Raw genomic sequence first — 24,713 nt, forward strand, 5'->3', positions numbered from 1 at the left:
AAAGCACGTAAACTCGTAGAGTTTTGATTCTTCGATCCAGTTTTGAGTGAGCAAAACTTACTCAATTGAATAGTGTGGTGGCGATAGCAAGAAGGATACACCTGTAACCATGCCGAACACAGAAGTTAAGCTTCTTAGCGCCGATTGTAGTGAAGGGTTTCCCTTTGTGAGAGTAGGACGTCGCCACGCAGCCAAACACATGTCTTAATTGACATGTGTTTTTTTGTTATTACAACGATGTATCATTTTTCTAAAAACAATCACTTAAAATAACTTTTTATGGAAAAAAATGATACACTAGTAGTGAAGTATTTTTAGGAGGGATCATATGACTGACGATGCCAAAAAAGAACAAAATGTTGTTCAAGATCAAGACGTTGTTTCAGTTTCAGCGAATGAAGAAATATCCTTTGGCGATATCAAACAAGTAGCCTCAAAAAATATCGGTCAAATGCTGCAAGACCTGCAAGATTTTGAAGTAGCGATCGAAAAAGAGGATATTCCTGAAATTTATCGTATATATAATGGTCGATTGCACAAACAGTTAAAAGAAACATCAAATCAAAATCATGAGATTGATGAATTGTTATCAAGGAAGTTCCACGATAACTTCACCCAAGCTTTCCCATTTATGATGCATTGTGCCAAAATATCTCCTACGGTGCATTACTATAAGTTAGGAACCTATTATCATGAGCGAGCGACGATTGGTATCGATGCGAGTATTCCCGAAATTTTTGTTATCCCTGAGATAGATGAAGAGTGGGAAAAGTTCCAACGAGGTAATCGTGAGATGCTGACAGCAATCGAACAGCAGATGGACAAACTAGAAGCCAAACGGATCACAGCGTTATCTGAGGTAAAGGAAATCCAAAATCAGATCGATCAACTTACGGAAGCCGAAAATGAATTAACTGAATCAAAGGGTTTTTTCAATCGGACAAAAATCGATGAAGAACTAGAACATTTAACTTCTGAGCGAAAAGCATTAGAAGCCAAACGTAGAGAATGGGAAAGATATTCAAATAATAATGAAGAGGTTTTTGCTGAAAAAGAACGCCTACAGCAGCAATATCAAACATTGCGCTTAAAGAAAGCGATCGTAGAAAAAGAATTTCGTCAAATTGATACTTTTTTTGGTTCTTTTGATGAATTTACGACAAAAATAATGGCTTTCTTAGCTCACTATACGGGAAAGGAGCTGACTGATATTGACGAAAGAAACGCAGACAAATCCTGATGAATCACAGCTGCTGGAGCAGGAACCGACGCTAGAGATTCAAACAGAAGGCGCTAATGAAGTTGAGGAAAACGTACCAACAAATGCGACGGACTTAGTGAATGACGGTCCTTTAGTAGAAGATAGTAGAAATGTAGCGGATGATTCTTTTGATTCAGCGGAAGAAGAATCTGACTACGAAGATGATTATTACGCTGTAAAAGCGCAAGATCACCAACGAATCGAATCGCTTATTGAGCAAGCCGAAAACGAACTAGCTGATTTAAAATTGCGAAAATCAATCATGGAAGCTGATTTTTCTGGATTGCTTGCTCATTACCGTCAGTTGATTTTAACAGATCAAGATATTTCGGTGATCGCCAAAAAGACATTGCTTGAATACTATGCCTATGAATTCTTGAAACCATTAAAAACGATTCATTTAACTGCTACCGATAACTATGATACATGGAAGACAAAGCATTTCAATGTCCGTTTTCGTTTAACAGAAACAAAGGAGCTCGAGTTTAGTTTTAAACTAAATCCAGTCAATTCTACGTATCAATCCAGTTATTTGCCATTGTTGACTATCAATTCAAACTCCCAGTCGGTGGTTGTCAATGATGAACAGATTTTGCATTTAATCAGTCAATGGCATGCGGAGAATATTTTCTCGGTCAATCAGCTTTCGCTTTTTAATTATGATGTCAACTTGGTATTGGCGCATTTAAAAGAATTAGGCTTTACGGTTTCACCAAGCTTGATCGACAATACCCAAACCTTAGCTGTCGATATGGAAACAGATTTTCCTGTTGCAGCAGAAGTTCTCGATCAAATTTTTATTATCACGATGGAGAATCAGCTATATGATTTTATCACAGAAAACAAAGGTGAAATTCTTATTTTACTTGATAAAAATCAACGATTGACGATCCATTTGTATACAGAGTCCACTTTACTAACGATTGACTCGGATCAATGGAAGCGATCCTTACTAGATTTCTTCACAAGCTATCCGTTTTTAGTTCCACTTGTGGTAAAAGGTGAAGAATAAATGTTCTAAATTGGTTAAGAGTGCTAGAATGGTTTTTATAACTATTCAGCACTTTTTTTGGAAGGAGCAGTATGATGAAAAATAAAGCACTAGGTTTTTATGAAGGACGATCTTTAGATGATCTAGAAGTATTTACTGAAAAGGAAATTCCTATACCGATTTGCCAAACACATGATTTACTGGTGGAAGTACAAGCAGTTTCGGTCAATCCAATCGATACGAAACGTCGGCAAATGACTGTTTTAAGTGAAGATTTCCAGATCCAAGGGTATGATGCCGTTGGGATCGTTAAAGAAATCGGCTCAGCAGTTAGTGGCTTTGCCGTTGGTGATCGGGTATTCTATGCCGGAACCACACAACGACCTGGTGCGAATCAAAGGTTTCAAGCTGTTGATTCTCGAATCGCAGCAAAGGCACCAGCCGGCTTTTCTGACGGTGATCTTGCAGCTTTACCATTAACGAGTTTAACCGCATGGGAATTGCTATTTGAAAAATTTGGATATATTCCTGAAGAAAACGCCAATCAAGGATCGATTTTGTTGATCAATGCCAGCGGCGGTGTGGGTTCGATCGCTGCACAATTAGCAAAATGGGCAGGTTTAACCGTTTATGGCACTGCTAGTCCTAGAAACAACGAGTGGCTAAAAAACAATCAAGTGGATCATGTTCTTAATCACCGTTTACCTTTAGCCGAACAAATAAACAAACCTTTTTCAGCCATTGCCATTTTTTATGATGCCTCCACCTATTTGCCACAATTAACAAAAGCAATCGTCCCATTTGGTAAAGTCGGAATGATCGTCAATACGAAAGAAGCGCTCGATTTAAATCCATTTAAAAACCTTAGCATCGATTTTTATTGGGAGTACATGTTTGCCAAAACAGATGCTCAACTGATGTTTGAAACCCAAGGAGCGATCTTAAAACGAATCGCTTCGCTGTTAGTTGAGGGCAAAATTCACACCACTGCGGTCCAAACGATTGATGGAGGAATCACGATTGAAAACTTAAAACTCGGTACCGAAGCGGTTGAGCGGGGAAATAAAGGCAAGACTGTGATTACAGGGGGCGTCTTATAGATGGAAGAAGAGGAAGCAATCCTGTTTTGGGATGAGTTTGCTCAAGATTATGCACAAATCCAGCAGGAGTCTTCATTGCAGATTGCGAAAGAGGTAGTTGCTTACTTATTGGATCAGCAAGTGTTCCCCATATCTATTTTTGTTGACTTTGCTGCTGGTGCGGGTCGCTATATCCCCGCATTTTATCCTTATGTAAATGAGTATTATGCGATTGATTTTTCAAAGGAAATGCTTAGAATAATTGAAGAAACGATTGATGATCCACAGAATAAACTACATCTGATCCAACAGAGCCAAAGCGACTTTTTAACGACGGACCAGCACTGGCCCTGTATTTTCATGGCCATGAATCCAGCACTAAGAGACAAAAAGACATTGCTGCAGTTGCGAAAGAAAACCGATCAATTGATTATTCTTAGAACAATCGCTGAAGTAGAAAATGTGTTTCAGCCCTTTGAAGAAGACCCCGTAGCTGAAAAAGAGTTACAGCTTAATACCTACTACAAGAAGTGGTTATCAGAAGAGGCAATTGAATGGCGGAGCTGCCAGTTTGAGTATATGGTGAAAGAAGAGATCGATCGGGATCTCTTTCATCTTTATTTTGAGGATGAGTATTCATTGGAACAGAGGAAACAAATGGTTCAACGTATCTTTGGTGAATCGCTGACTGTTGAAAGCCATACGAAAATAACCTTTGAACTTCTTTTATCTCGATAGTAATCCCTCAAAGAGATCAAAAAAAATGAGATTCTGACATAAGAGCGAAAAACAGAAACAGTAGTTATGCCTCTTTTGACTACTGGCTGCAAATGTCCTTATGCTGGAATCTCGTTTTGTATCGCTTTTGTTATAAGAAAAGATAGACAGTCGTTCCTAAGATCAGTAAGAAAAGAAGATTGACGATTAAGAACCATTTTTGAAATGCTTTGGCTTCTTTGGCTCGAGCTTGTTTCAGTAACTTATAGCCAATCAAATTGGCTAGTGAAGCAATCAATGTACCCAATCCGCCGACATTGACCCCTAAAAGAACGGCTTTTTCCAAGTCGGTGAAGGGAGCGATCAAAATCGCTGCTGGAACGTTAGAGATTCCTTGAGAGAGTAAAATACTGCCTAAAAAAGCGCGATGTGTCTCTTGAAAATACGGTTGAATGCGATTGGTGATCCACGTTTGGTCTTGAATATTGCCAACGATCAAGAAGAAGCAAATGAAGGTAAGCAATAAACGATAATCAACTTTGGTAAATAACCGTTTATTGCTGAACCAAACCACGGCTACGACGATAAGAACGGCTATCGAGAGGGGTAGAACACTAAAAATACCCAAAATCATGATAACAAACAAGCCTGCATGGCGCATCGCTGTTTTTTTTTCATAGGCGTCTTCTTGAATAGTGATTTCTAGAGGCGATTTTGAAATAAGCTGGACCGAAACAAGCAGTAATAGTAAGGAAAGCCCCACGAAAGTACCGGTTGTCCACATGAACTGTCCTAGTGAGATGTGATAATAAGAAAATAAAAATAAGTTTTGCGGGTTTCCAAAGGGAAAAAGGCTACTTCCTAAATTGGCTGCTACGATTAAATAGACGGCGCCTAATATGACACTAGTTCGCTGTTGTTCTTGTCTCGTTAAAAGCAGATAGATGGGCAATAAGGTTAAAATAGCTACATCGTTCGTTAAGAACATCGAACTAAAAAAGCTTAGAAGAACGACTACACGAATCAAATCCCGCAAACTACGGCTCTTTTCCACCAATTTTTGACCAAATGCCCGTAATAAGCCAGCTTCTTCTAACCCATTGATCACTAGCATTAATCCAAACAGCGACAAGATCACTTTGAAGTCAATAAACGACCAACGGAAGGTGCCAAAAAAACATGCAATGAGTGCTAGTAGCAGGGAAATCGAAAATAATCGATCGGTTCGAAAAAATGCTAACATTCGTTTTCCCATAGTTCACCACCTTTCTTCTCAAGAATTTTACCATTCCTACGCTTTAGGAACAATAAATAACGCTTTATCCGACTAATTCAAAGTCATTCAGGCAATTTTTATAGTTGACAAATGAGTCATTAATTGGGAAATTAGTATGTGAAAGGTGAAGGAGGTTCAAAAATGAATGTTATGCAGCTGCTTGAAAAAAATCAGCAGGTTCATTTTCAAATTTTAGCTGTTTTTTTTCAGAATGGCTCAGAGATCTCTTATAAGAAACTTGCAAAAACATTATCCATTTCCGCCCCCACTTTGCAAAAAGAGCTTCAAAATCTTCATCAGAATTTAGTCGCTTTCCATGAGGATGCGACATTGACTTATTTAGAAAATGATCAAGTACAGTTAACACTTCCGCTTGATTTCTCACTAAAAAAATTCTTTTATTCGTATCTGTCAGAGGCGATCGATTTTCAGATTTTGTCTTATTTGTTTTTTCATCGAGATGAGTCAACGACGAAAATGATTTTAGAACTCATGTTGAGTGAAGCATCTTTGTTTCGTCGATTCAAAGCCATCAATCAATTATTAAAAGAGTTCGATATCCAATTAAAAAATAAAAAATTAATTGGGGATGAAAAGCAAATTCGTTTTTTCTATTATCAATTTTTTTCACAAAGTTATCCCAATGAAGAATTGATTACCCGCTTGAATGCTCCAGCCATCAATAATTTGATTCGAGTTATTGAAAAACAGTTACAGACAACGTTTAGTCAAGCTGAGCGTTGGAAAGTTGGGTTATGGCTAGGCATTATGGAAGCTCGTTTTGATTATCGTGGCTCACAGCAGCATGAAGCATCGTATCACCTATTAAAGTCTCTAGAAAATGAAGCCATGTTCCAGATTCTGCGGAATATCTTAGGACGCTACCTCAGTCGTTTTGCGGTTTCCTGGAGCGATTATGAAACGGTTTATTTCTATTTGTTTTTACTAGCAGAAGGCTTGATTGGTCCTTCTGAGGAGGGATTAAGCCAGAAGTCACTTTTCTTCCGAGAAATCGAAGCATTAAATGAAGAGTTGTTGCAGGCGATCGGTGATAGTGAAAGAAAGTCCGCAGAAACTTCAGTGGAGTTGGGTGTCTTCTTAACCAGCGTAACGATCCAAGCGCTATACATTCATGGCGGCATTATTGCTTTTGCTGAATTTCAGCCGCAAAGTGTTGCGAATGAAAGCTTGATTGTAGTGGCACAACAAGCAATCGAACAGTTGGAGAAAAACGTAAACCAGTCTTTTTCTCTTGAGAAAAAGCAGCATTTAACCAATGAATTGTTTTTGATCCGTCAATGGATTCAAGTAAAACAGGAAAAAGCATTTACCGTAGGCATTTTGTTGACTCAATCACGATTACGCAGTGGCTTTTTGCGACGTTTTTTGATCAAAGAATTGGCTGGCTATCCGAATATTCACTTCGATGGGACGAAGGAGAAGGACTATGATTTATTGATTGTTGATCATTCTGAGATCTCGGAAGGCTATCGTTATAAGAAGCGATTGATTTTAACAGGTGGTGCAACCCCATTTGAAGAAGAGCGACTTCATCAAATCGTGGATGAAATACGCAATGAGAACCTTGAAAGTGAGTTGGAAAAGATATGAGAATAGTGATTATTGGAGGCTCTCATGCAGGAATTGCTGCTGCCCGTCATTTAAAAAAAGTTGACCCCAAAGTCGATGTGATTATTATAGAAAAATCAGGTGTCCTTGGTTACGTTGCCAGCAGCTTGAATTTAGTTTTAGAAGGATATATCTCGCGTCTGGAAGACTCACGGACCACAACTGCTAGCGAACTTCTTTCAGAAGGAATCAATGTGATGCTGAACAGTGAAGTCATAAACATTTTTCCGCAAGAAAAACTGGTTCAATTTGTGACGTCAACGGAATCATATCGACAAGAAGATGAAGTGAGTTATGATGGCTTAATTTTAGCGATGGGATCGAGTACTTTCCGCTCGGAGTTCGCCTCAGATGTTGAAGCACATATAACGACCTACAAAACGATTGGTCAATCAAAGCAAGCACTAGAAAAAATCGAAAAGGCGCAAACCGTGGCGATCGTCGGCGCTGGTCTGATTGGGTTTGAATTGGCGGAATCGTTAAGTGGACAGCAAAAAGCGATTCACTTAATCGATCGAATGGATACGCTGTTGTTCCGTTATTTTGATCATGAAGTTGCAGAAATTTTGATGGAACGTTTTCCAGAGAACTTACAAATCTATCTTAACAGCAACGTTGCCCATACGATCAAAGACGAGAAGGGCGAATATCAAGGTATTGAGCTTTCAAATGGAACCCAGATTCAAGCTGATGTAGTCGTTTATGCTGTAAATCCACGACCGAATGTCGCCTTAGTAGAAGACTTTTTAAAACTAAATCTCGATGGCACGGTATTTACAAATGAATACTTGCAAACGTCTGATCCATCCATCTATGCGATCGGCGACCTCGTTTCGATTCCTTTCAATCATTCGGATAGCTCTTTGTATATCCCTTTAGTGACTAATGCTTATCGGACGGGGATCGTAGCTGCTACCAATTTATTGGCTAATGAACAGGGAACGACGAAAATTCCTTTTCCCAAAATGCAGCGCACGGTTGTTAGTAAATTGTTTGGCTATTTTGTCAGCAGTTCAGGTATCAATGAGACTGAGGCACCGTATTACGGCTTTGAAGTAGATTCAGTGACGCAGACATTTCATTCTCGGACATTTTTCGCGACAGATGAGGATTTTGAAGTAACCTTAAAACTGATTTTTGATCAGCAAACGAAAGTAATCATGGGAGGGCAAATCATCACGAGTGATCGTGGAAGTTTAGAGATCATCAACACGATTTCAACGTTAATCAATAGCAAAACGTCCTTGCACCAATTAGCAACAATGGATTACTTTTTTAATCCTACCATTTCTTTTCCGTTGCATTTTTTGAATCAATTGGCCCTGGATGGCTTGTTAAAGTAAATTATGTAACCTTGGTAAACCTACGATCATCGTAGGTTTATTTTTTTTTGCACGTAACGATAATCAAGGAAGACTATCGCTTTCCTTCAGTGACTGGTTTCGGGAATTATAAATCCGGTGGGCTGCTGTTGGAGGTCGATGTCAACTACTATCATGATTTTTTTTGATGAAGAATCTCGAAACGAAAACGATAAAGCTTGTTCCATGACTGAACTGCTTTTGCTCATAGATTTTTATTGATAGACCATGATTGTTTAGGCGGAGGAGACACACGTCATTTGCTTTTTACTGATAAAATACATCAGCTTGGGTCAGTAAATGGTGATTTTACATGGTTTTCAATAGATGAAAACAAGTGTAAATCTAAGTGATCTGTTATTGAATAATATTCAGAAAGTGAACGTATCATTCGTAAGTATTTTTATAATCCGAAGGATAAAATAGACATCCTTGAGATAAGAATACGCTTATCGGCAGGTTTATAAGAGAAAAACATCACATAATTTCCTTTCCTCGCATACTCATTTTCCAAAAATTGCGATGGGAAAGGGATTTTTTTAAAAAACTTCTTGTGATTTTAAGTGAAATACGTTACCCTATTAAAGAGAGTGAGAATCATTCTCAATAACGAGGGGGGCGGGGCGTGTTGAAAAAAATCGGATTACTGCTGATCTTTATTCTTCTAGTGGGTTGCTCTTTGTTGGCAGGTACCCATGAATTGTCTTTAACAGGTTTACAGCAGGGTGATCCGAATCATTGGCTTGTTTTGGTAAAAGTTAGGCTCCCACGGACGATCAGTTTGATCATTGCAGGTGGGATCATTAGTATCTGTGGGAAAATCATGCAGCACATGATGCAAAATAAATTTGTGGCCTCTGAGTCGATTGGGCTGACGGATAGCGCTCGCTTAGGAATTTTGCTGGTTATGCTCTTTCTGCCAAATGCCTCAAATTTGATTCGTACGACTGCAGCATTTGTGTTTGCTTATGCAGGGGTGTTGTTCTTTTTATTTTTAAGCCAATTTCTACCAAAGAAAGATCCAATGATGCTGCCTTTAACAGGGGTGATGTTCGGTAATATCATCGGTGCTATTAGTAGCTTCTTAGCCTATCGCTTCCAATTGGTTCAAAACGTTTCTTCTTGGCTACAAGGAAATTTTGCCACCATTATGGTTGGACAGTATGAACTTTTGTATTTGACGATTCCTGTTTTCGGTTTGCTGTATTTCTTAGCTTATGAGATCACGATCGCCGGTTTAGGTGAAAGTGCGGCTAAGAGTCTGGGGATCAATTACTTGTTCTTGCGTTTTGCTGTATTTGCTCTGGTGGCGTTTGCTAGCAGTGTCGTTTTACTGACCGTTGGACAAATCCCTTTTTTAGGGATCGTTATCCCAAATATGATCGGCATGGTCTTCGGGGATCATTTGAAAAATAATCTGGTCTTGATCAGCTTTGCCGGAAGCGCGTTCTTGTTATTGTGTGATGTATTGGCGAGAGTCGTCATCGCGCCGTATGAAATGCCGGTCAGTGTTGTCGCCGGCGTACTGGGTGGGTGCTGTTTCTTGATTTTGCTTCTGGGGAGGAAATTTCGATGAAGAAAAAACTCTTTCTCTTGTTGTTTCTAATCCTTTGTGCATGTATGGCCTATCTAACCTATAACACCTATGGTAACTGGTCCTTTGCCTTTGCATTACGAGGGCGTCGTATCATGGCTTTTGCTTTAGTTGCCATTGCAATCTCCTTTAGTACAATCACGCTACAGACACTGACGAGCAATCGCTATCTAACCCCTGGGATTTTAGGCTTAGATCAATTGTATGTACTTGTTCAAACCCTTTGTTTCTTTTTTATCGGTGGGATTCAGATGTTAAGCCAAGAAACAGCAGCGATGTTTTTGTTCTCTGTCGGTTTAACTGCCGTTCTAGGAAGTTTCTTGATTGGCTTTTTCTATCAAAAAGCAGTCGCCGGACTATTTTTGTTATTGATGGCAGGTATGGTCTGTGGCACGATGTTCGGTAGTCTCAGCACCTTTTTACAAGTATTGATGGATCCAAATGAATATGATTTGCTGCAAGGCCGCTTATTCGCCAGTTTTGGCAATATCAACACCCAACATCTTTTGATTGCTGCCGCGATCATTTTGGTAGGGAGTATCTGTCTGGTTCTGCTGATTCCAGAATTAAATTTGCTCCATTTAGGAAGCGGACAGGCCAAAAGTTTAGGTGTTTCTGTTCAATGGCTTCATAGAGGTGTTTTATTTTTGATTGCTTTACTGACAGGCACTGCCACTGCTTTAGTTGGTCCAGCAGTTTTTCTAGGATTTGTGGTGGCAACGATCACCTATCAGCTTTTCCCAACTTATCGTCACGGTTGGCTGTTTGCCGGTGGTAGTTTGATTGGCTTTCTCCTGTTGGTAGGAGGTCAATTCCTAGTGGAACAGGTCTTTCAATGGCAAACGACCATCGGCACCGTGATCCAATTATTAGGTGGTATCTTCTTTATAAGCAAATTGCTGCTGGAAAGGAAAAAATCATGATCGAAACAAAAAATGTATCCAAGAATTATGCAAAAACACAAGTTTTGACGAAATGTTCCTTAGCGTTGCCGGAGCAGAAAATGATTGCTTTCATTGGGCCCAATGGTGCCGGAAAAAGTACCTTGCTTTCTTTAGTCAGTCGGATGTTGGATCAGCGCACCGGTGATATTTATCTGGATGGAACGGAGATTCGTCAATGGAAATCCAAAGAGCTAGCAAAAAAAATGGCTTTTTTGCAGCAAAGCAATCGCTATGCTGTCAATCTGACCGTAAGAGAACTAGTGGCATTTGGTCGTTATCCATATAACCGGGGACGACAATCGGCAGCAGATGATGTGATTATTGATGATTCTTTGTCTAAGTTATCTCTCACCGAATATGCTGGTCAATCGATCCATGAACTTTCAGGTGGGCAACTGCAAAGAGTTTACTTGGCGATGATCTTAGCCCAAGATACCGATTATTTATTATTGGACGAACCGTTAAACAATCTAGATTTGAAACATGCCAACCAGCTGATGAAATTATTGACTACATTGGTGGAAGAGTATCAGAAAACCGTTGTGATCGTTTTGCACGACATTAATTTTGCAGCACGATATGCCGATCACATCGTCGCTATGAAAGATGGTCAGATTTTTAAAGCAGCTGGCACAGAGGCAGTGATTCGAGAAGAGGTATTAGAAGCACTATATGAAATTCCAATCAAACTGGTACAAGTGGATGGGCGGCAATTTTGCTACATCTTCCAATAAAATTTTGTTTCTAAGGAGGAAAAAATGAAAAAAATAGTAGTAAGTTTTATGAGTATTTTCGTACTAGCGGGGTTGACCGCTTGCGGATCAAATAATACAGGGACAACAGATTCAACGGGGACAGCTCAAACCCAAGTAGAAGAAAGTGCACAAACGCCGACAGAGGTCGAGATTACGGACAGCAATGGGACTGTCACTGTTCCTTATGCGCCGGAAAAAGTTGTTGTCTTTGACAACAGTGCATTAGACACAATGGATGCCCTTGGTCTTGGAGACCGAGTCGTTGCTGCAGCAACCAGCAATCTGCCAGATTATTTATCAGCGTATGCAGATGTTGAATCAGCAGGGGGAATCAAAGAACCGGATCTAGAGAAAATCAATCAATTACAGCCGGATCTAATCATTATTTCAGGTCGGCAACGTGATTTTCAAGAAGAATTATCTGCCATTGCGCCAACCGTTTTCTTAAGCGTCGACAATAGTAATACGTGGGGATCGATCGAAGCTAATATTACGGCTATCGGACAAATCTTCGGTGTGGAAGAAGAAGCGAAAGAACAGCTGAATTCGTTGCAAACACAGATCAACACCTTGAAAGAGCAAGCACAAAGCGCTGGCGAAAAAGCTTTGGTAGTTATGGTGAATGAAGGCAATCTTTCCGCTTTCGGTCCAGGATCTCGTTACAGTATCCTATACGATACGTTTGGTTTTCCAGCAGTTGATGAAGAGCTAGAGGCGTCAACTCATGGACAAAGTATTTCTTATGAGTACTTGCTTGAAAAAAATCCTGACGTCATCTTCGTGATTGATCGGACAAAAGCGATCGGTGGTAATGAAAGCGAAAGTGAATTTGTTGCAAACGAAATCGTACAAGAAACAAATGCTGGGCAAAACGATCAAGTGATTGAATTGGATGCTGCAGTTTGGTATTTAGCTGGTTCCGGATTGGAGTCGATCCAATTAATGATGGATGATGTCAAACCAGCCGTTGAATAAGTATGTGAGAACAAAAATCAAGTAACAAGGGGCACGCGTATCAGTTTACTGAGAATGCGTGTCTTTTTTCATTTTCTAGGACCTACGACTGATTTTTGAGAACTTTACCAGCTTTACTTTACCTGTCGTAGTAATTGTTTTATAATTAGTACGACAGATGAAGTAATTTAGGAGGCGATTGCGTGATCTCGAGTGACGGAATTCGCGGCTATAACGACGCAATCATTTTATCCATTCTTTCAAAAGAAGATTCTTATGGATATGAAATATCCAAGCGTATTCGCGAAGGAACGGATGCCGTATATGTGATCAAAGAAACGACGTTGTATTCCGCTTTTACTCGGCTAGAAAAACAAGGATTGATTCGTTCCTATCCTGGAGAAGTGACGCATGGCAAAAAGCGGACGTATTACCAGATAACTGCAGACGGAAAAGCGAGCCTTACACAGAAACGATTGGAGTGGCAACAGACAAAGATCGTCGTTGACCAGTTCTTACAAGGAGGAGAAAAATGAAAACCATTCATGACTATCTAGACAGCTTATTTTTATCAGTACCCATCACACCGGAAACGAAGAGGGCAAAAGAAGACCTCTTAGCCATTATGGAAGACCACTACTTGGAATTAATCCATCAAGGGAAAAGTGAACACGAAGCCATCGGTGCGGTGATCAGTGAGTTTGGTTCGGTGGATGAATTGCTGCAAGAATTAAATGTTTCTAAAGAAGAACCAATTGATGATTGGTCCGATGCTATCACAGAAGATGATGCATTTGATTATTGGGGAACTGTGCGCCACTTTGCTTTCTCGTTGTCTTTGGGAATCGGCTTTTGTATCGCAGCTTTTGCAGCCTTGATGCTTTTTGTTAGTTTCTATGCGGAATTATTTGGTGTAATGGTGATGATCCTTTTTATCGCCATCGGGGTTGGTTTTATCATCTCTAGCAGTTTGCACTTTTCCGGTGCTCGTAAACAGTTGGATGATCGTCCAATCAAAAGGGATGCTAAACGAGAAGCCGCTCAGCAACTCGCAAATTATGAAAAAAGTTTTCGAATTGGTCTCGTTTTAGGAATTGGCGCCTGCATTTTTTCGATTGCGCCTGTACTGTTAAGCGAGCTGATTTATTACTCTGTCGAATTCGGTATTGCGCTATTTTTCTTGACGGTTGCAGTAGGTGTGTTCTTTATTATTTATGTAAGTATTATTCGGGCAGGGTTTGCGAAATTGGCTTCGGAAACGTATTTTATTCGCGATGAAGATCATCCCGGTGATCGAGCAACACGTCATAAATATGGCGAATCCGCTGGTAGAGTTACCTTTTTTCGAACAGTCTATTGGCCAGTGATTTTGGTCGTTTACATGCTTTGGTCCTTCATGTTTCATGCCTGGGCTTACTCTTGGGTCATTTTTGTTATCGGTGGTGTCTTAGAGGACTACTTTATTGGTCAGACAAAAGCCAAAAAATAAGAGACGTTTCAACCGAGAGTGCTTTCTTTACTTTTAAAAAAAGGAAGACTATAATACGCCTTGTAACTGAATTAAGTAAAAAAGAACGGCGAGAAGTGAGATGTTCTCATTGCTTTTTTAAAAGTTCAGAATACAAGAAAAGAGGCAATGGATATGTTAGAAATTCATTATCTGAAAAATGGCAGCAAAGAAGTAACAACAGTTGAATCCCCGGAGCGCTTTCTTGCGAGCCAATACTTGGAAGTCCCACCTTTTCAAGACCATTACCCAGTCGAAGAAGTTTTTCTAGACGGCAAGCGGATCACGTTGAGGGAGCGAACGATCGGTGGATTGTTCAATTATTTCAATACTAAATAAAAAAATTGTCTTTTTCTATGACTCACTTTACTTTGTGAGGAATCATAGGAAGAGGCAATCTTTTTTTGTTTAATTGAGAATAGGAGATGTAATTGAGAATCTAACAGGTAGGAACTTTGCTTAGATATGATTAATCAAACTTATTACTATACTCCATTTGCTTTGAATAGAAAATAAATATGCTCATTTATGAGGAGGATAACATTTTTTTTGACTATTTCTGAATAAACTATTGCATTTTGTAGTTAGATATACTAATAATTAATAGAGATTATTCTCAAATAATTATTCTAATTGGAGGAAATGATATGTCATTAATTGGAAAAGAGATTGGTTCATTCGAAGCGAAAGCTTATCACAATGGAAAATTTATCGATGTTTCATCAGAAGATTTTAAAGGAAAATGGAACGTTGTTTGTTTTTATCCTGCAGATTTCTCATTTGTTTGTCCGACAGAACTTGAAGATTTGCAAGACCAATATGCATCATTAAAAGAATTAGGCGCAGAAGTTTATTCTGTATCAACGGATACCCACTACACACATAAAGCGTGGCATGATCATTCTGATGCCATCAATAAAATCGAATATATCATGATTGCAGATCCTTCTCATGTGATCTCAGAAATCTTTGATGTCTTAGACGAAGCATCAGGTTTGTCTCAACGTGGTACATTTATCATCGATCCAGATGGTGTGGTACAAACGGTTGAAATCAATGCGGATGGTATCGGTCGTGATGCTAGTGGCTTGATTGATAAAATCCGTGCAGCACAATATGTTCGTACTCATCCAGGTGAAGTATGTCCTGCAAAATGGAAAGAAGGCGAAGAAACATTAACGCCAAGCTTAGACCTTGTAGGCAAGATTTAGGAGGCTCTCATGGCATTAGATAAGGCAATCAAAGACCAACTGACCCAGTATTTAGCGATGCTGGAATCAGAGGTTGTTTTTGCAGCAAGTTTAGGTGAGGATGATTCTTCAACAAAAGTACGTGAATTCTTAGAAGAAATCGCAGAAATGTCGCCAAAAATCACGATTCAAGCTGTAGCAAGCGAACGAACACCAAGCTTTTCGATCAATCGTCCCGGTGAAGAAAGCGGCATTGCTTTTGCTGGTTTACCGTTAGGACATGAGTTCACTTCATTTATTTTAGCGTTGCTTCAAGTAAGCGGTCGTCCGCCGAAAATTGATGAAGCACTACAAAAGCGCATCAAAGCGATCGATAAGCCATTACATTTTGAAACCTATGTCAGTTTGACCTGCCATAACTGTCCGGATGTTGTTCAAGCGTTAAACATTATGGCAGTGCTAAATCCTTCCATCAGTCACACCATGATCGAAGGTGGGATGTTCAAAGAAGAAATTGACAAGAAAAAAATTATGGCTGTGCCAACAGTCTTTCTAGATGGCGAAGAATTTGCAAGCGGCCGTCAAACGATCGAACAATTATTGGAAAAAGCAGCTGGTCCAACGAGTAAAGATGACTTTGCTGAAAAAGAGCTTTTCGATGTTTTGGTCGTCGGTGGCGGACCTGCAGGTGGAAGTGCAGCGATTTATGCGGCGCGTAAAGGTATCAATACCGGGATGGTCGTAGAAACGATGGGTGGCCAAGTGATGGAAACCCTTGGTATCGAAAACATGATCGGTACTCCTTATACCGAAGGACCAAAATTAATGCGTCAGGTAGAAGAGCACATCAACGAATACAAAGTCGATGTCATGAAAGGGCAGCGTGCCAAGGATATTCGTCGCAATGATGTCATCGAAGTTGAATTAGAAAATGGCGCAGTATTAAAAACCAAAACGGCTATTTTAGCAACCGGTGCTCGCTGGCGCAACATCAATGTTCCGGGAGAAAAAGAATTCAAAAATAAAGGTGTTGCCTATTGTCCACATTGTGACGGCCCGTTATTTGCTGGGAAAGAGGTTGCTGTCATTGGCGGCGGAAACTCTGGGATCGAAGCAGCGATCGATTTAGCTGGCATGGCAAAACATGTCTACGTTCTTGAATTTTTACCAGAACTAAAAGCGGACCTTGTGCTACAAAACCGTTTGAACACGTTAGAAAATGTGACTGTTATTACGAATGCCGCAACGAAGGAAATTGCTGGATCCGATCATGTCGAACAATTGACCTACGTTGATCGCGAAACGAATGGCGAATTCACATTAGCTGTGGAGGGTGTCTTCATTTTGATTGGCTTAATGCCGAATACTGAATGGTTAAAAGACCGCATCGTTTTAAACGAGCGTAATGAGATCGTGGTAGACAAACATGGCGCAACCAACATTGAAGGCGTCTTTGCAGCGGGAGATTGTACCGATAGTGTATACAAACAGATCATCACTTCAATGGGGTCAGGTGCTACTGCTGCGTTAGGTGCGTTTGATCATCTGATTCGCTCGTAAGCAGTCAACAGCTACTCATATATGATTAAAACAGAAACGTCTCAGGAGCTTCTAGGAGCTCCTGAGCGTTTTTTTGGGAGATGAGGGAATTTTAAGGCTGTTGACAGCAGGACAGTTTCTATATTACAATGAAAAAAACTCGTTCAAAAAAGAAAGAGGTATATTGATGAGTGTCGTAGGTATCTAACCAGCCAATTAAAACAAATAAGCAAAAACAGACTGTTTATTTGTTGTGCCTGTAGATACCGATAAGAATCGTTATTGATGAATCAGGTGATGGGAGACTGTCGCTTTTTTTGTACACTTTTTTGGACGGGGATATTACCGGGATCCTCAGGCACAAGAAAGGATCACACATGAATATACCAAAAGCAACTGAATTTGAACAAATCAAAGAACAAGTAAGTAAAAAAATAATCAGCGATTACGGCAAAGCGCGCTTTGTGAATGAAAAACCAGCAGCTACGATCCACTCTGCACAAAAACGAGTGACAGAGACCACTGAAGCGATGGCGCTATTAGCCGCCGGTCGTCAAGTGCCTTTTATGGGGCTGCAGCATGTCTTACACCATACGGAGAAAATTGAAAAAGGGTTTGTTTTAGAACCACAGGAGCTTATCGAATATGGAGACTTTTTACGGTCTTTTCGAATCATCCGTCAATTGTTCGAAAAGAATCAATCGATCGCCCCAAAATTGCATCAATATGCGCAAGGTTTAGAAGACTTTTCTGAAATCGCCGAAATGATTTTCCAAAAGATTCGCAATGGTCAGGTTGATAGTAATGCCAGCCGAGAATTGCGGAAAATTCGCGGTACGATCGAAAAATATGAAGCTGATCTGAAAAAAGTTTTTGCAAAGTTTTTTAAAGAAAGTCGTTATTTACAAGAAAATCGTGTCATCAAAAAGAATGACCGATACACGTTACCCGTGCGTGCTGAATTCCAACAGCAATTTAAGGGAACGATCATCGAACGTTCCAATAAGCGTGCGACTGTCTTTATTGAACCGGAAGCAGCTGCCCGTCTGAATGATCGATTGATCTTGGCACAGGCGGAAGAAACGGCCGCTCAATACCAAGTTTTATCAGAATTGACCGGGGCGATCGCCGAACAAATGAATGCAGTATTTGCCTGTCTTGATATTTTAGTGGTACTAGATATTATTTTTGCTCGCGGAAAGTATTGTCGGGAAATCAATGGGCAACCGATAGCGATCACTGAAGAAGAAGTTTTGCTTCTTGATCATGTCCGGCATCCTTTACTGGGCACTGATGCTGTTCCTCTATCTTTAAAACTAGGAGAAGAGAACCGCTGTATGGTCATCACAGGGCCGAATGCTGGTGGTAAAACGGTTGTCTTAAAAACCGTCGGACTCGTTTGTGCGATGGCACATTACGGATTATTTCCAGCGCATAATGGCAACAGCAGCGTGCCGTTTTTAAAAAGTCTTTGGATGGATATTGGGGATCAGCAAAGTCTAGAAAATTCTTTAAGTACCTTTTCTGGACACATGTCGAATATTGCACAGATCATGACGAATGCCGGCCGGAACAGTATCGTTTTGTTGGATGAAATTGGCAGCGGGACTGAACCAAATGAAGGGGCGGCTTTAGCAATCGCCATTATGGAATCGATCTATCGTTCAGGGGCATTAATGATCGCCACGACTCATTATGGTGAAATCAAGCAATTTGCCCTTGACCATCAAGACTTTGAAACGGCGGCGATGGCGTTTGATGCCAAAACACTGACGCCCAAATACCGCTTGTTGACCAATGCGGTTGGCGATAGCAATGCGTTTTGGATCGCCGAAAAAATGGCGATTCCAGCTGAGGTCGTGCAAACAGCTAAAGAGTATTTAAAGGATAAATCCTATTCTTTTGAAAAGCAGGCTTTTGTGTCGACCAGAAAACGAACCGATCCGCAGGAAGTAAAGCCTGAGCACATTTTCCAAAAGGGAGACCAAGTTTTTTCAGCAGAACATGAAAAACGGGGACTCTTTTATGAATATTTAGAACAGGGGCAAGCGAAAATTTCGATTGAGAAACAATTTTTCGTTGTTGCTGCTCGACGATTGCAACTTCTCACAAAACGAGAAGCACTCTATCCAGCCGGCTATGATCTAGATCAATTATTTTTCGATTTTGCCCAACGTAAATTTACCCGAGATATTGAACGTGGGTCTAAAAAAGCGCAAAAGCAGTTAAGAAAAGCAGCACAAGAGCGTCAAGCCAAACGATCATTTGATTGATCGGCACGGATATATTTATTCAGACAGTGCAAATCAAGAAAGCAGTTCTTTTTCAATCTTTAGAAAAAGAACTGTCTTTTTTTTTGGAATGACCGTTTTTTAATAACGTATATTATCGAAGGGGATCCGGTGTTGATCGAATGATTCTCATTGGTTTTTCTTTAAAGGTCGGAAAATATTCGAAATATCTAATTTCTTTAAGAAAAGTTAAAGAAAAATAAAAATAACAAAGAATAGGTTGTATCTTTATTCGAGGAAGGGTACCATTCATATTGGATTGAAAAATAACATATAACCTTGTTAGGTGAGGCTCCTATACAAACATAAGCTATTGCGCAGAAACGTCGAAAGACGCCAATGTGTAGAACAGGAATTGTCGGATTAAGGCTTTTCATAAAATAGCTAAGAAAGGAAAGAACTTTCTTTACGTTGTATAGTGCTAAAACTCGGACGATGAGATTGCTGCGAAAGTCTGACGTCCTAAGAGAAGTGAGACTTTTTTGCTTTTCTTTTGATGGATGAATGAGCTCAAAAGGCAAAATAACTGGTACCGTCTGAACACCTACTCCAAGGCAAGAGGAGTGGAAGCAATGATAGAAAAAAAGAAGATCGATTGGCTGCTGATCATAGCTTATTTGCTATTGAGCCTTATCGGTCTTTTAATGATTTATAGTGCAAGTTCTTACCGTTTATTAACGAGGGATCAGCCACCAGCGAGTTTATTCTTGCGTCAGCTTGTTTTTCTACTACTTAGCTGGGTGCTCCTTTTCATTATTCAAAGAACACGTCGAGAAATACTGCTTAGTAAGTACTTAGCGATCGGTTTGCTGGCATTTGGGATCTTTACATTGCTCTTAGCACGTGTGCCTTTTTTCGGCGTCTCTGTTAATGGTGCCCAACGCTGGGTCTCAATCGTAGGGATTCAATTTCAACCTTCAGAAATCGTGAATGTCGGTATGGTTTTGTATCTGGCTCATTACTTTCAAACAGCAAAAACCACCCTGCAGGAAATGAAGCGTCCCCTTTTGGTTTTGTTTTTGTGCTGTGTGTTGATCTTGATTCAACCAAAAGTAGCTGGGGTAATGATTTTACTTTTTTTAGCATTTGTCATGATTACTACGGTACAAGTGCCCGTGAAACTAACAGCTCTTTTATTTGGTGGCTTATTGATCAGTCTGTTCTTGATTGCCATGCTGATTATTTTTTTAGGAAAAAATGATTTACTGCCCCACATGTTTATGCACGTTTATAACCGCATACGGTTAGTGGGGGATCCATTTTCCGATCCGTATAATCAGGGGTTTCAAATGATCCATTCCTACTACGCTTTGTTTAATGGTGGTCTTACTGGTCTTGGCTTAGGAAACAGCATCACTAAAAAAGGCTTTTTACCAGTAGCAGAAACAGATTTTATTTTCTCAGTTTTAGTAGAAGAACTAGGCTTGATTTTTGGTATTTTTGTTATCGGCTTATTATTCGTGATCATCTTGCGTTTATTTATGCGATCTGCTGCAATTGAAAACCCTCAAATAGGCTTGATTTTATTAGGGACGAGTACGTTGCTTTTGTTGCAAACAAGTATTAATATTGCCAGTATTTTAGGTTTGATGCCGATGACGGGGGTGCCGCTACCATTCATTAGTTATGGTGGTTCTAGTTACTTTATTCTTTCATTTGCCTTTAGTTTATGCCTGAAACTAGAACGAGAGGAGGGCATCCTTAATGAAGTTCCTCAAACGTCATGAAGCAAACTATGCTTTGCTGCTGCCGGTTTTCCTGCTGTTTTTGTTAAGTATCTGGGTACAACATCAAGCATCTGTGATGGATGGCAATGATCCTTCAAGGATTGTTTTGCGGCAGATCCTCTTTTGTATTCTTTCGGCGATTGCTCTTTTTGTGACGAGTTTGATTCCTACGAATTTACTCCTCCGCTTTTCTGGTCTTTTGTACTTACTATCCCTTGGTTTGATGGCTTCTCTTCATTGGTTTTATGATCAAACGATGTTCGAACAAACGAACACCAAACGGTGGATCAGATTTGGTGCGTTCACGATTCAGCCTTCCGAGTTTATGAAAGTGGCCTTTATGCTCTTTATGGTCTATCTCACCTTAGTTTATGAAAAACGAAAAGCCGAACGAACGATCAAATCCGATTTGATCTATGTCACTAAGATCCTGCTATACAGCTTGCCCACGTTTTTATTGATGTTTATGCAGCGGGACTTTGGAACGAGCTTGGTGTTTATCGTGATGTTAGGTGCCTTATTCATCATTTCTGGTGTTCATTGGAAAATACTGACTGTCGTGATCGGGTTGATTGCCACTCTTGGTGCTATTTTGTTGCTGCTCGTATTCACGGAATGGGGCAATCGTGTGTTGTTTCGACTGCACTTCTCACAATACCAATTGGATCGTGTAAGAGCTTGGGCAGATCCTTTCGCTTATCAAGATTCCATCGCTTTTCAACAAGTCCGCAGTATGTGGGCGATCGGTTCCGGAGGCTTATTGGGGGCGCCAGCTACCCATACAACGGTGTATGTGCCGGTTCGTGAGTCAGATATGATCTTTACAGTCATTGGAGAAACGTATGGTTTTTTAGGAAGTACTTTAGTCATCTTCCTTTATTTTTATCTGATCTATCAAATCATTTTTGCTGCTTTAAAAACAAATAACAAAGCATCGGTCTATATTGCGATCACTTATGTGTTTGGTTTAGTTTTTCAAATTTTTGAAAATATCGGAGCGGCGATCGGTTTGCTGCCTTTAACCGGTATTCCTTTACCATTCTTAAGTCAAGGAGGCACCTCACTGATTGCGATCAGCATTGCTATGGGAATTATCTTTGGGTTAGATAAATTTCCGACAAAAGCCAAAAATAGGTCGTATACATTAAAAGAAAGTAGGAGCTTAACATGAGTAAAACAGCAAAAAAAGGAGTGATAGGTGGAGTACTCTTCAGCTGTTTTGCATGGCTGTTTTTCCTTGTTGCATTAGAACCACACTGGTTCCAAAGCATCGACAACCTGTTTTCCCAATTGCCTCAATGGCGGACACCTGCTGTGGAATCGATTTTTCTCCCGCTTGCCAGTACGGCCACGATCATTCCCGTAGCGGCCATTCATTTTCTCTTAGCAAGTATTTTATTTATGCGCAAGCAGCATTTAGAAAGTTTATGGTTGATGGGGAACATGATTGTGATCAGTGGGGTCGGTCAAGTGATCAAGAAAGTAGTTGATCGCCCGAGACCGGATTTTGCTGACAGCATGGAGCGGGCATCAGCAAGTTTTCCAAGTGGACATACATTATTAGCGACCACTTTGATTATTTCTCTCCTCTTTTTCTTAGGGCAAACAGTTCCCGCTAAAAGAGGCAAGCGTCACTTTATCCAAAACCTGGCACTATTTCTTGGAATGATCTATTTGTTGCTGATCATGATGAGTCGGTTGCTATTCGGGGTTCATTATCCCAGTGACTTGCTAGCAAGTATTTTATTGGCAAGTGGGATCAGTTACATCACCTATGCTTTCGTCTTTTCAATCAAAAAACGTGTACTTAGGGGGAAATAAAATGAGTACAGCAAAAAAACTAATAATCATTTTCCTAGTATTGCTGACGGGAATTATTTCAGCAGGAACCGTCTATGCCATTAGGGTGTATTTTCAAGTAGAGGATGTTGCTCACTCGATCCATCGTCCGATCGAAGGACGAGAAGAGGCGGAGGTCATCGAAAATGCTGAACCTTTGAGCCTTCTTTTGTTGGGGATCGCCAATGATTCCCGGCGCAAAACCGATTTTCGTGCAAACACCATCATGGTGGCAACGTTGAATCCTGCCACGCGAAAAACCACCCTCACGAGTATTCCTAGAGATGCCTATGTGGAGATCGTGGGACAAGGATACCATGATAAAATCAATCATGCTCATTCTTTCGGTGGAGCAAAAATGATGATTGAAACCGTTGAACAATACCTTGATATACCGATCCATCATTATTTCTCCTTAAACATGGATGGGATGGCAGATCTTGTCGATGCAATTGGTGGCATCACGGTTGAAAATGAATTTGCTTTTACTGCCGAGAAGATCGATTACCCAGAGGGTACTCTTGAGTTAGATGGCTGGGAGGCACTCCAGTATACCCGTATGCGAAAAGATGATCCAGAAGGCGACTATGGACGTCAGCGCCGTCAAAGAGAAGTGACTGAAATTTTGGCCAATGAGTTAGTTTCACTTTCAAGCGTGATGCGGATTCAGGATCTGCTAACGATTATTGGAGATAATGGCGAAACGGATTTAACTTTTTCACAAATGAGTCGCCTATTCACTCAATATCAATCCGCATTAGGGACCGTCGAGTCTTACCAAATGGCTGGCAGTGGGTTCACGGGTGATGGCTTTAGAGGAGAATATGGGATTTCTTATCAAGAAGTAACGCCTGAAGAACAACAGACGACGAGCCAACGTTTAAAAAATGAGTTGTTGAGTGATTAAGCTTTTGGTTTAGAAACAGAGCTAGTGTATTTTTGTTCATCCAGTAAGTTAGTAATTAGAGTTGACAGCCGCTTTTCCTCAGGATACTCTTTAGTCAAGCAAAGCATTACGGCTTGGCGGATAGCAAGAGTTTGTTTGGAAAAGAGCTGTCAGCTCTATTTCTATTGTGCCACCTTTTCGCTATGCTGTCACAAGGAGGAGAAGTATGAAAATCGTTTTTCAAGACCACTTACCATCTGATTCAAATCAAGTACTCGCCTTGTACGAAGGGGTTGGTTGGAGCGCCTACACCAAAGAACCTGAGCGTCTTCTAAAAGGGCTAGCTCAATCACAGGTGATAACGGCCTATGTTGAAGAGCAGCTAGTGGGGCTGATCCGTTGTATAACCGATGGACAAACCATTCTTTATATTCAAGATCTATTAGTTGCACCCGAGTTCCAACGTCAAAAAATCGGTCAGCGATTACTCAAAAAAATGTTGGCGAATCATCCATCGATACGGCAAAAGGTTCTGATTACGGACAACACAGAAAAAACGCGTCGTTTTTATGAAGCGTGTGGTTTTTCTTCTGTGGAAGAGCAACAAATTGCCGCATTTATCTATTTACCAACAAGCGAATAAGGAACAAGAAAATCAATGTGTCACTGAGAATGGCTTTATTTTTAGTTGGTTTTGGGTTTGAAGAAGGAGTGGAGAAAAATGAAGATGCGCTTTGCGTTGCTTTTTTTGTGCCTCTTTATCGGTGTTGGCGCCTGTGGGGGAAGTCTGTTGGCGTTTAAAAGCATTGAGCCGTTAAGTCAAGGACAGACATATGCTGGTTTGGAGGCGGCCATGCTGCAAGGAACCCCCTTCACGACCTTCTTAATTCCCGGCTTGTTTTTGTTGGTTATCTTAGGCTTGGGGAATCTGATTGTCGCTATCCTGTTGTGGCTTAACAAAGGATACTACGGGGCAATGCTTTTAGGCATGAGTTTAGTAGTCTGGATCATCGTGCAAGTCATCTTATTACGAGGATGGAATGTCTTGCATCTGATTTTCTTTTTATTAGGTTTATTCCAGTTTGCTTCAGCAGTCTACTTTGTCAGAAGCATGCATCTCCCGTTGCCGTTTTCAGCTCATCAAAATTGATTAGACTTGTGAAATAAAGATGA

General features: G+C 40.4%; 23 protein-coding genes, 1 rRNA gene and 1 riboswitch. Of the genes, 23 read left to right on the forward strand and 1 reads right to left on the reverse strand.

What is annotated here, in order from left to right; genetic code table 11:
* The first annotated feature begins 73 nt into the window (after window positions 1-73).
* The 5 genes from rrf (at window position 74) to IGI78_RS07615 (ending at window position 4,069) form a co-directional block, all read left to right on the forward strand.
* A 5S ribosomal RNA gene (gene rrf / locus IGI78_RS07595) occupies window positions 74-189 on the forward strand.
* Window positions 190-328: 139 nt separating this feature from the next.
* Complete coding sequence (locus IGI78_RS07600; RefSeq protein ID WP_081118738.1) at window positions 329-1,240, forward strand: hypothetical protein; 912 nt, start codon at window positions 329-331, stop codon at window positions 1,238-1,240.
* On the forward strand, window positions 1,212-2,273 hold the full coding sequence (locus IGI78_RS07605) for a hypothetical protein (RefSeq protein ID WP_086292449.1): 1,062 nt from the start codon (window positions 1,212-1,214) through the stop codon (window positions 2,271-2,273). The genes IGI78_RS07600 and IGI78_RS07605 overlap by 29 nt, the downstream gene beginning before the upstream one ends.
* Before the next feature lie 71 nt (window positions 2,274-2,344).
* Window positions 2,345-3,352 (forward strand): zinc-binding alcohol dehydrogenase family protein, encoded by a 1,008-nt coding sequence (locus IGI78_RS07610; protein WP_081118736.1) that lies wholly within the window; start codon window positions 2,345-2,347, stop codon window positions 3,350-3,352.
* Window positions 3,353-4,069: a class I SAM-dependent methyltransferase gene (locus IGI78_RS07615; protein WP_140965559.1), complete on the forward strand. Its 717-nt coding sequence runs from the start codon at window positions 3,353-3,355 to the stop codon at window positions 4,067-4,069.
* Between the two features lie 130 nt (window positions 4,070-4,199).
* Here IGI78_RS07615 and IGI78_RS07620 read toward each other — a convergent pair whose 3' ends face one another.
* A complete protein-coding gene (locus tag IGI78_RS07620) occupies window positions 4,200-5,303 on the reverse strand; it encodes an SLC13 family permease (RefSeq protein ID WP_140965561.1) in 1,104 nt (367 codons plus the stop codon).
* 162 nt (window positions 5,304-5,465) lie between these two features.
* Here IGI78_RS07620 and IGI78_RS07625 point away from each other — a divergent pair, with 162 nt between their 5' ends.
* The 18 genes from IGI78_RS07625 (at window position 5,466) to IGI78_RS07710 (ending at window position 24,690) form a co-directional block, all read left to right on the forward strand.
* Window positions 5,466-6,935, forward strand: a complete 1,470-nt coding sequence (locus IGI78_RS07625) for a helix-turn-helix domain-containing protein (protein WP_195265169.1) — start codon at window positions 5,466-5,468, stop codon at window positions 6,933-6,935.
* Window positions 6,932-8,296, forward strand: coding sequence for an FAD-dependent oxidoreductase (locus IGI78_RS07630; protein ID WP_140965565.1), 1,365 nt, complete (start codon window positions 6,932-6,934; stop codon window positions 8,294-8,296). Before IGI78_RS07625 ends, IGI78_RS07630 begins: the two co-directional genes overlap by 4 nt.
* A 643-nt stretch (window positions 8,297-8,939) precedes the next feature.
* Window positions 8,940-9,890, forward strand: a complete 951-nt coding sequence (locus tag IGI78_RS07635; protein ID WP_077453473.1) for an ABC transporter permease — start codon at window positions 8,940-8,942, stop codon at window positions 9,888-9,890.
* A complete protein-coding gene (locus IGI78_RS07640; RefSeq protein WP_140965567.1) occupies window positions 9,887-10,831 on the forward strand; it encodes an iron chelate uptake ABC transporter family permease subunit in 945 nt (314 codons plus the stop codon). Before IGI78_RS07635 ends, IGI78_RS07640 begins: the two co-directional genes overlap by 4 nt.
* Window positions 10,828-11,586 (forward strand): ABC transporter ATP-binding protein, encoded by a 759-nt coding sequence (locus IGI78_RS07645; RefSeq protein ID WP_430618566.1) that lies wholly within the window; start codon window positions 10,828-10,830, stop codon window positions 11,584-11,586. Before IGI78_RS07640 ends, IGI78_RS07645 begins: the two co-directional genes overlap by 4 nt.
* Before the next feature lie 24 nt (window positions 11,587-11,610).
* Window positions 11,611-12,582 carry a siderophore ABC transporter substrate-binding protein gene (locus IGI78_RS07650; protein WP_081118729.1) on the forward strand — a complete coding sequence of 324 codons (972 nt, stop codon included), beginning with the start codon at window positions 11,611-11,613 and terminating at the stop codon, window positions 12,580-12,582.
* A gap of 182 nt (window positions 12,583-12,764) precedes the next feature.
* Window positions 12,765-13,097, forward strand: coding sequence for a PadR family transcriptional regulator (locus tag IGI78_RS07655; RefSeq protein WP_077453470.1), 333 nt, complete (start codon window positions 12,765-12,767; stop codon window positions 13,095-13,097).
* Window positions 13,094-14,050: a permease prefix domain 1-containing protein gene (locus IGI78_RS07660; RefSeq protein WP_077453469.1), complete on the forward strand. Its 957-nt coding sequence runs from the start codon at window positions 13,094-13,096 to the stop codon at window positions 14,048-14,050. The genes IGI78_RS07655 and IGI78_RS07660 overlap by 4 nt, the downstream gene beginning before the upstream one ends.
* A gap of 153 nt (window positions 14,051-14,203) precedes the next feature.
* Window positions 14,204-14,407: a hypothetical protein gene (locus IGI78_RS07665; protein ID WP_034871989.1), complete on the forward strand. Its 204-nt coding sequence runs from the start codon at window positions 14,204-14,206 to the stop codon at window positions 14,405-14,407.
* 308 nt (window positions 14,408-14,715) lie between these two features.
* A complete protein-coding gene (gene ahpC / locus IGI78_RS07670; protein ID WP_005226227.1) occupies window positions 14,716-15,279 on the forward strand; it encodes an alkyl hydroperoxide reductase subunit C in 564 nt (187 codons plus the stop codon).
* A gap of 9 nt (window positions 15,280-15,288) precedes the next feature.
* Window positions 15,289-16,818, forward strand: coding sequence for an alkyl hydroperoxide reductase subunit F (ahpF, locus tag IGI78_RS07675; protein WP_086292445.1), 1,530 nt, complete (start codon window positions 15,289-15,291; stop codon window positions 16,816-16,818).
* A gap of 356 nt (window positions 16,819-17,174) precedes the next feature.
* Complete coding sequence (locus tag IGI78_RS07680) at window positions 17,175-19,070, forward strand: endonuclease MutS2 (RefSeq protein ID WP_140965569.1); 1,896 nt, start codon at window positions 17,175-17,177, stop codon at window positions 19,068-19,070.
* Window positions 19,071-19,359: 289 nt separating this feature from the next.
* Window positions 19,360-19,535, forward strand: a riboswitch (M-box (ykoK) riboswitch).
* 125 nt (window positions 19,536-19,660) lie between these two features.
* A complete protein-coding gene (locus IGI78_RS07685; RefSeq protein ID WP_430618567.1) occupies window positions 19,661-20,815 on the forward strand; it encodes an FtsW/RodA/SpoVE family cell cycle protein in 1,155 nt (384 codons plus the stop codon).
* Window positions 20,793-21,986, forward strand: a complete 1,194-nt coding sequence (locus IGI78_RS07690) for an FtsW/RodA/SpoVE family cell cycle protein (protein ID WP_140965571.1) — start codon at window positions 20,793-20,795, stop codon at window positions 21,984-21,986. Before IGI78_RS07685 ends, IGI78_RS07690 begins: the two co-directional genes overlap by 23 nt.
* Window positions 21,983-22,636, forward strand: a complete 654-nt coding sequence (locus IGI78_RS07695; RefSeq protein WP_142963029.1) for a phosphatase PAP2 family protein — start codon at window positions 21,983-21,985, stop codon at window positions 22,634-22,636. Before IGI78_RS07690 ends, IGI78_RS07695 begins: the two co-directional genes overlap by 4 nt.
* 1 nt (window position 22,637) lies before the next feature.
* Complete coding sequence (locus IGI78_RS07700; RefSeq protein WP_140965575.1) at window positions 22,638-23,561, forward strand: LCP family protein; 924 nt, start codon at window positions 22,638-22,640, stop codon at window positions 23,559-23,561.
* A 205-nt stretch (window positions 23,562-23,766) separates the two neighbouring features.
* Complete coding sequence (locus IGI78_RS07705; RefSeq protein WP_140965576.1) at window positions 23,767-24,183, forward strand: GNAT family N-acetyltransferase; 417 nt, start codon at window positions 23,767-23,769, stop codon at window positions 24,181-24,183.
* Between the two features lie 78 nt (window positions 24,184-24,261).
* A complete protein-coding gene (locus tag IGI78_RS07710) occupies window positions 24,262-24,690 on the forward strand; it encodes a hypothetical protein (RefSeq protein ID WP_189372261.1) in 429 nt (142 codons plus the stop codon).
* Window positions 24,691-24,713: the final 23 nt, after the last annotated feature.

Source organism: Enterococcus sp. DIV1767, assembly GCF_050542585.1.
GTDB lineage: Bacteria > Bacillota > Bacilli > Lactobacillales > Enterococcaceae > Enterococcus_D > Enterococcus_D innesii.

Bases quoted from the DNA above. Each gene is read 5' to 3' on its own strand.
- IGI78_RS07650 (WP_081118729.1), top strand. From the start codon at position 11,611: ATGAAAAAAATAGTAGTAAGTTTTATGAGTATTTTCGTACTAGCGGGG.
- IGI78_RS07630 (WP_140965565.1), top strand. From the start codon at position 6,932: ATGAGAATAGTGATTATTGGAGGCTCTCATGCAGGAATTGCTGCTGCC.
- IGI78_RS07700 (WP_140965575.1), top strand. From the start codon at position 22,638: ATGAGTACAGCAAAAAAACTAATAATCATTTTCCTAGTATTGCTGACG.
- IGI78_RS07705 (WP_140965576.1), top strand. From the start codon at position 23,767: ATGAAAATCGTTTTTCAAGACCACTTACCATCTGATTCAAATCAAGTA.
- IGI78_RS07615 (WP_140965559.1), top strand. From the start codon at position 3,353: ATGGAAGAAGAGGAAGCAATCCTGTTTTGGGATGAGTTTGCTCAAGAT.
- IGI78_RS07645 (WP_430618566.1), top strand. From the start codon at position 10,828: ATGATCGAAACAAAAAATGTATCCAAGAATTATGCAAAAACACAAGTT.
- ahpC (WP_005226227.1), top strand. From the start codon at position 14,716: ATGTCATTAATTGGAAAAGAGATTGGTTCATTCGAAGCGAAAGCTTAT.
- IGI78_RS07610 (WP_081118736.1), top strand. From the start codon at position 2,345: ATGATGAAAAATAAAGCACTAGGTTTTTATGAAGGACGATCTTTAGAT.
- IGI78_RS07690 (WP_140965571.1), top strand. From the start codon at position 20,793: ATGAAGTTCCTCAAACGTCATGAAGCAAACTATGCTTTGCTGCTGCCG.
- IGI78_RS07710 (WP_189372261.1), top strand. From the start codon at position 24,262: ATGAAGATGCGCTTTGCGTTGCTTTTTTTGTGCCTCTTTATCGGTGTT.
- IGI78_RS07640 (WP_140965567.1), top strand. From the start codon at position 9,887: ATGAAGAAAAAACTCTTTCTCTTGTTGTTTCTAATCCTTTGTGCATGT.
- IGI78_RS07695 (WP_142963029.1), top strand. From the start codon at position 21,983: ATGAGTAAAACAGCAAAAAAAGGAGTGATAGGTGGAGTACTCTTCAGC.
- IGI78_RS07680 (WP_140965569.1), top strand. From the start codon at position 17,175: ATGAATATACCAAAAGCAACTGAATTTGAACAAATCAAAGAACAAGTA.
- IGI78_RS07625 (WP_195265169.1), top strand. From the start codon at position 5,466: ATGAATGTTATGCAGCTGCTTGAAAAAAATCAGCAGGTTCATTTTCAA.
- IGI78_RS07685 (WP_430618567.1), top strand. From the start codon at position 19,661: ATGATAGAAAAAAAGAAGATCGATTGGCTGCTGATCATAGCTTATTTG.
- IGI78_RS07620 (WP_140965561.1), bottom strand. From the start codon at position 5,303: ATGGGAAAACGAATGTTAGCATTTTTTCGAACCGATCGATTATTTTCG.
- IGI78_RS07600 (WP_081118738.1), top strand. From the start codon at position 329: ATGACTGACGATGCCAAAAAAGAACAAAATGTTGTTCAAGATCAAGAC.
- IGI78_RS07665 (WP_034871989.1), top strand. From the start codon at position 14,204: ATGTTAGAAATTCATTATCTGAAAAATGGCAGCAAAGAAGTAACAACA.
- ahpF (WP_086292445.1), top strand. From the start codon at position 15,289: ATGGCATTAGATAAGGCAATCAAAGACCAACTGACCCAGTATTTAGCG.
- IGI78_RS07660 (WP_077453469.1), top strand. From the start codon at position 13,094: ATGAAAACCATTCATGACTATCTAGACAGCTTATTTTTATCAGTACCC.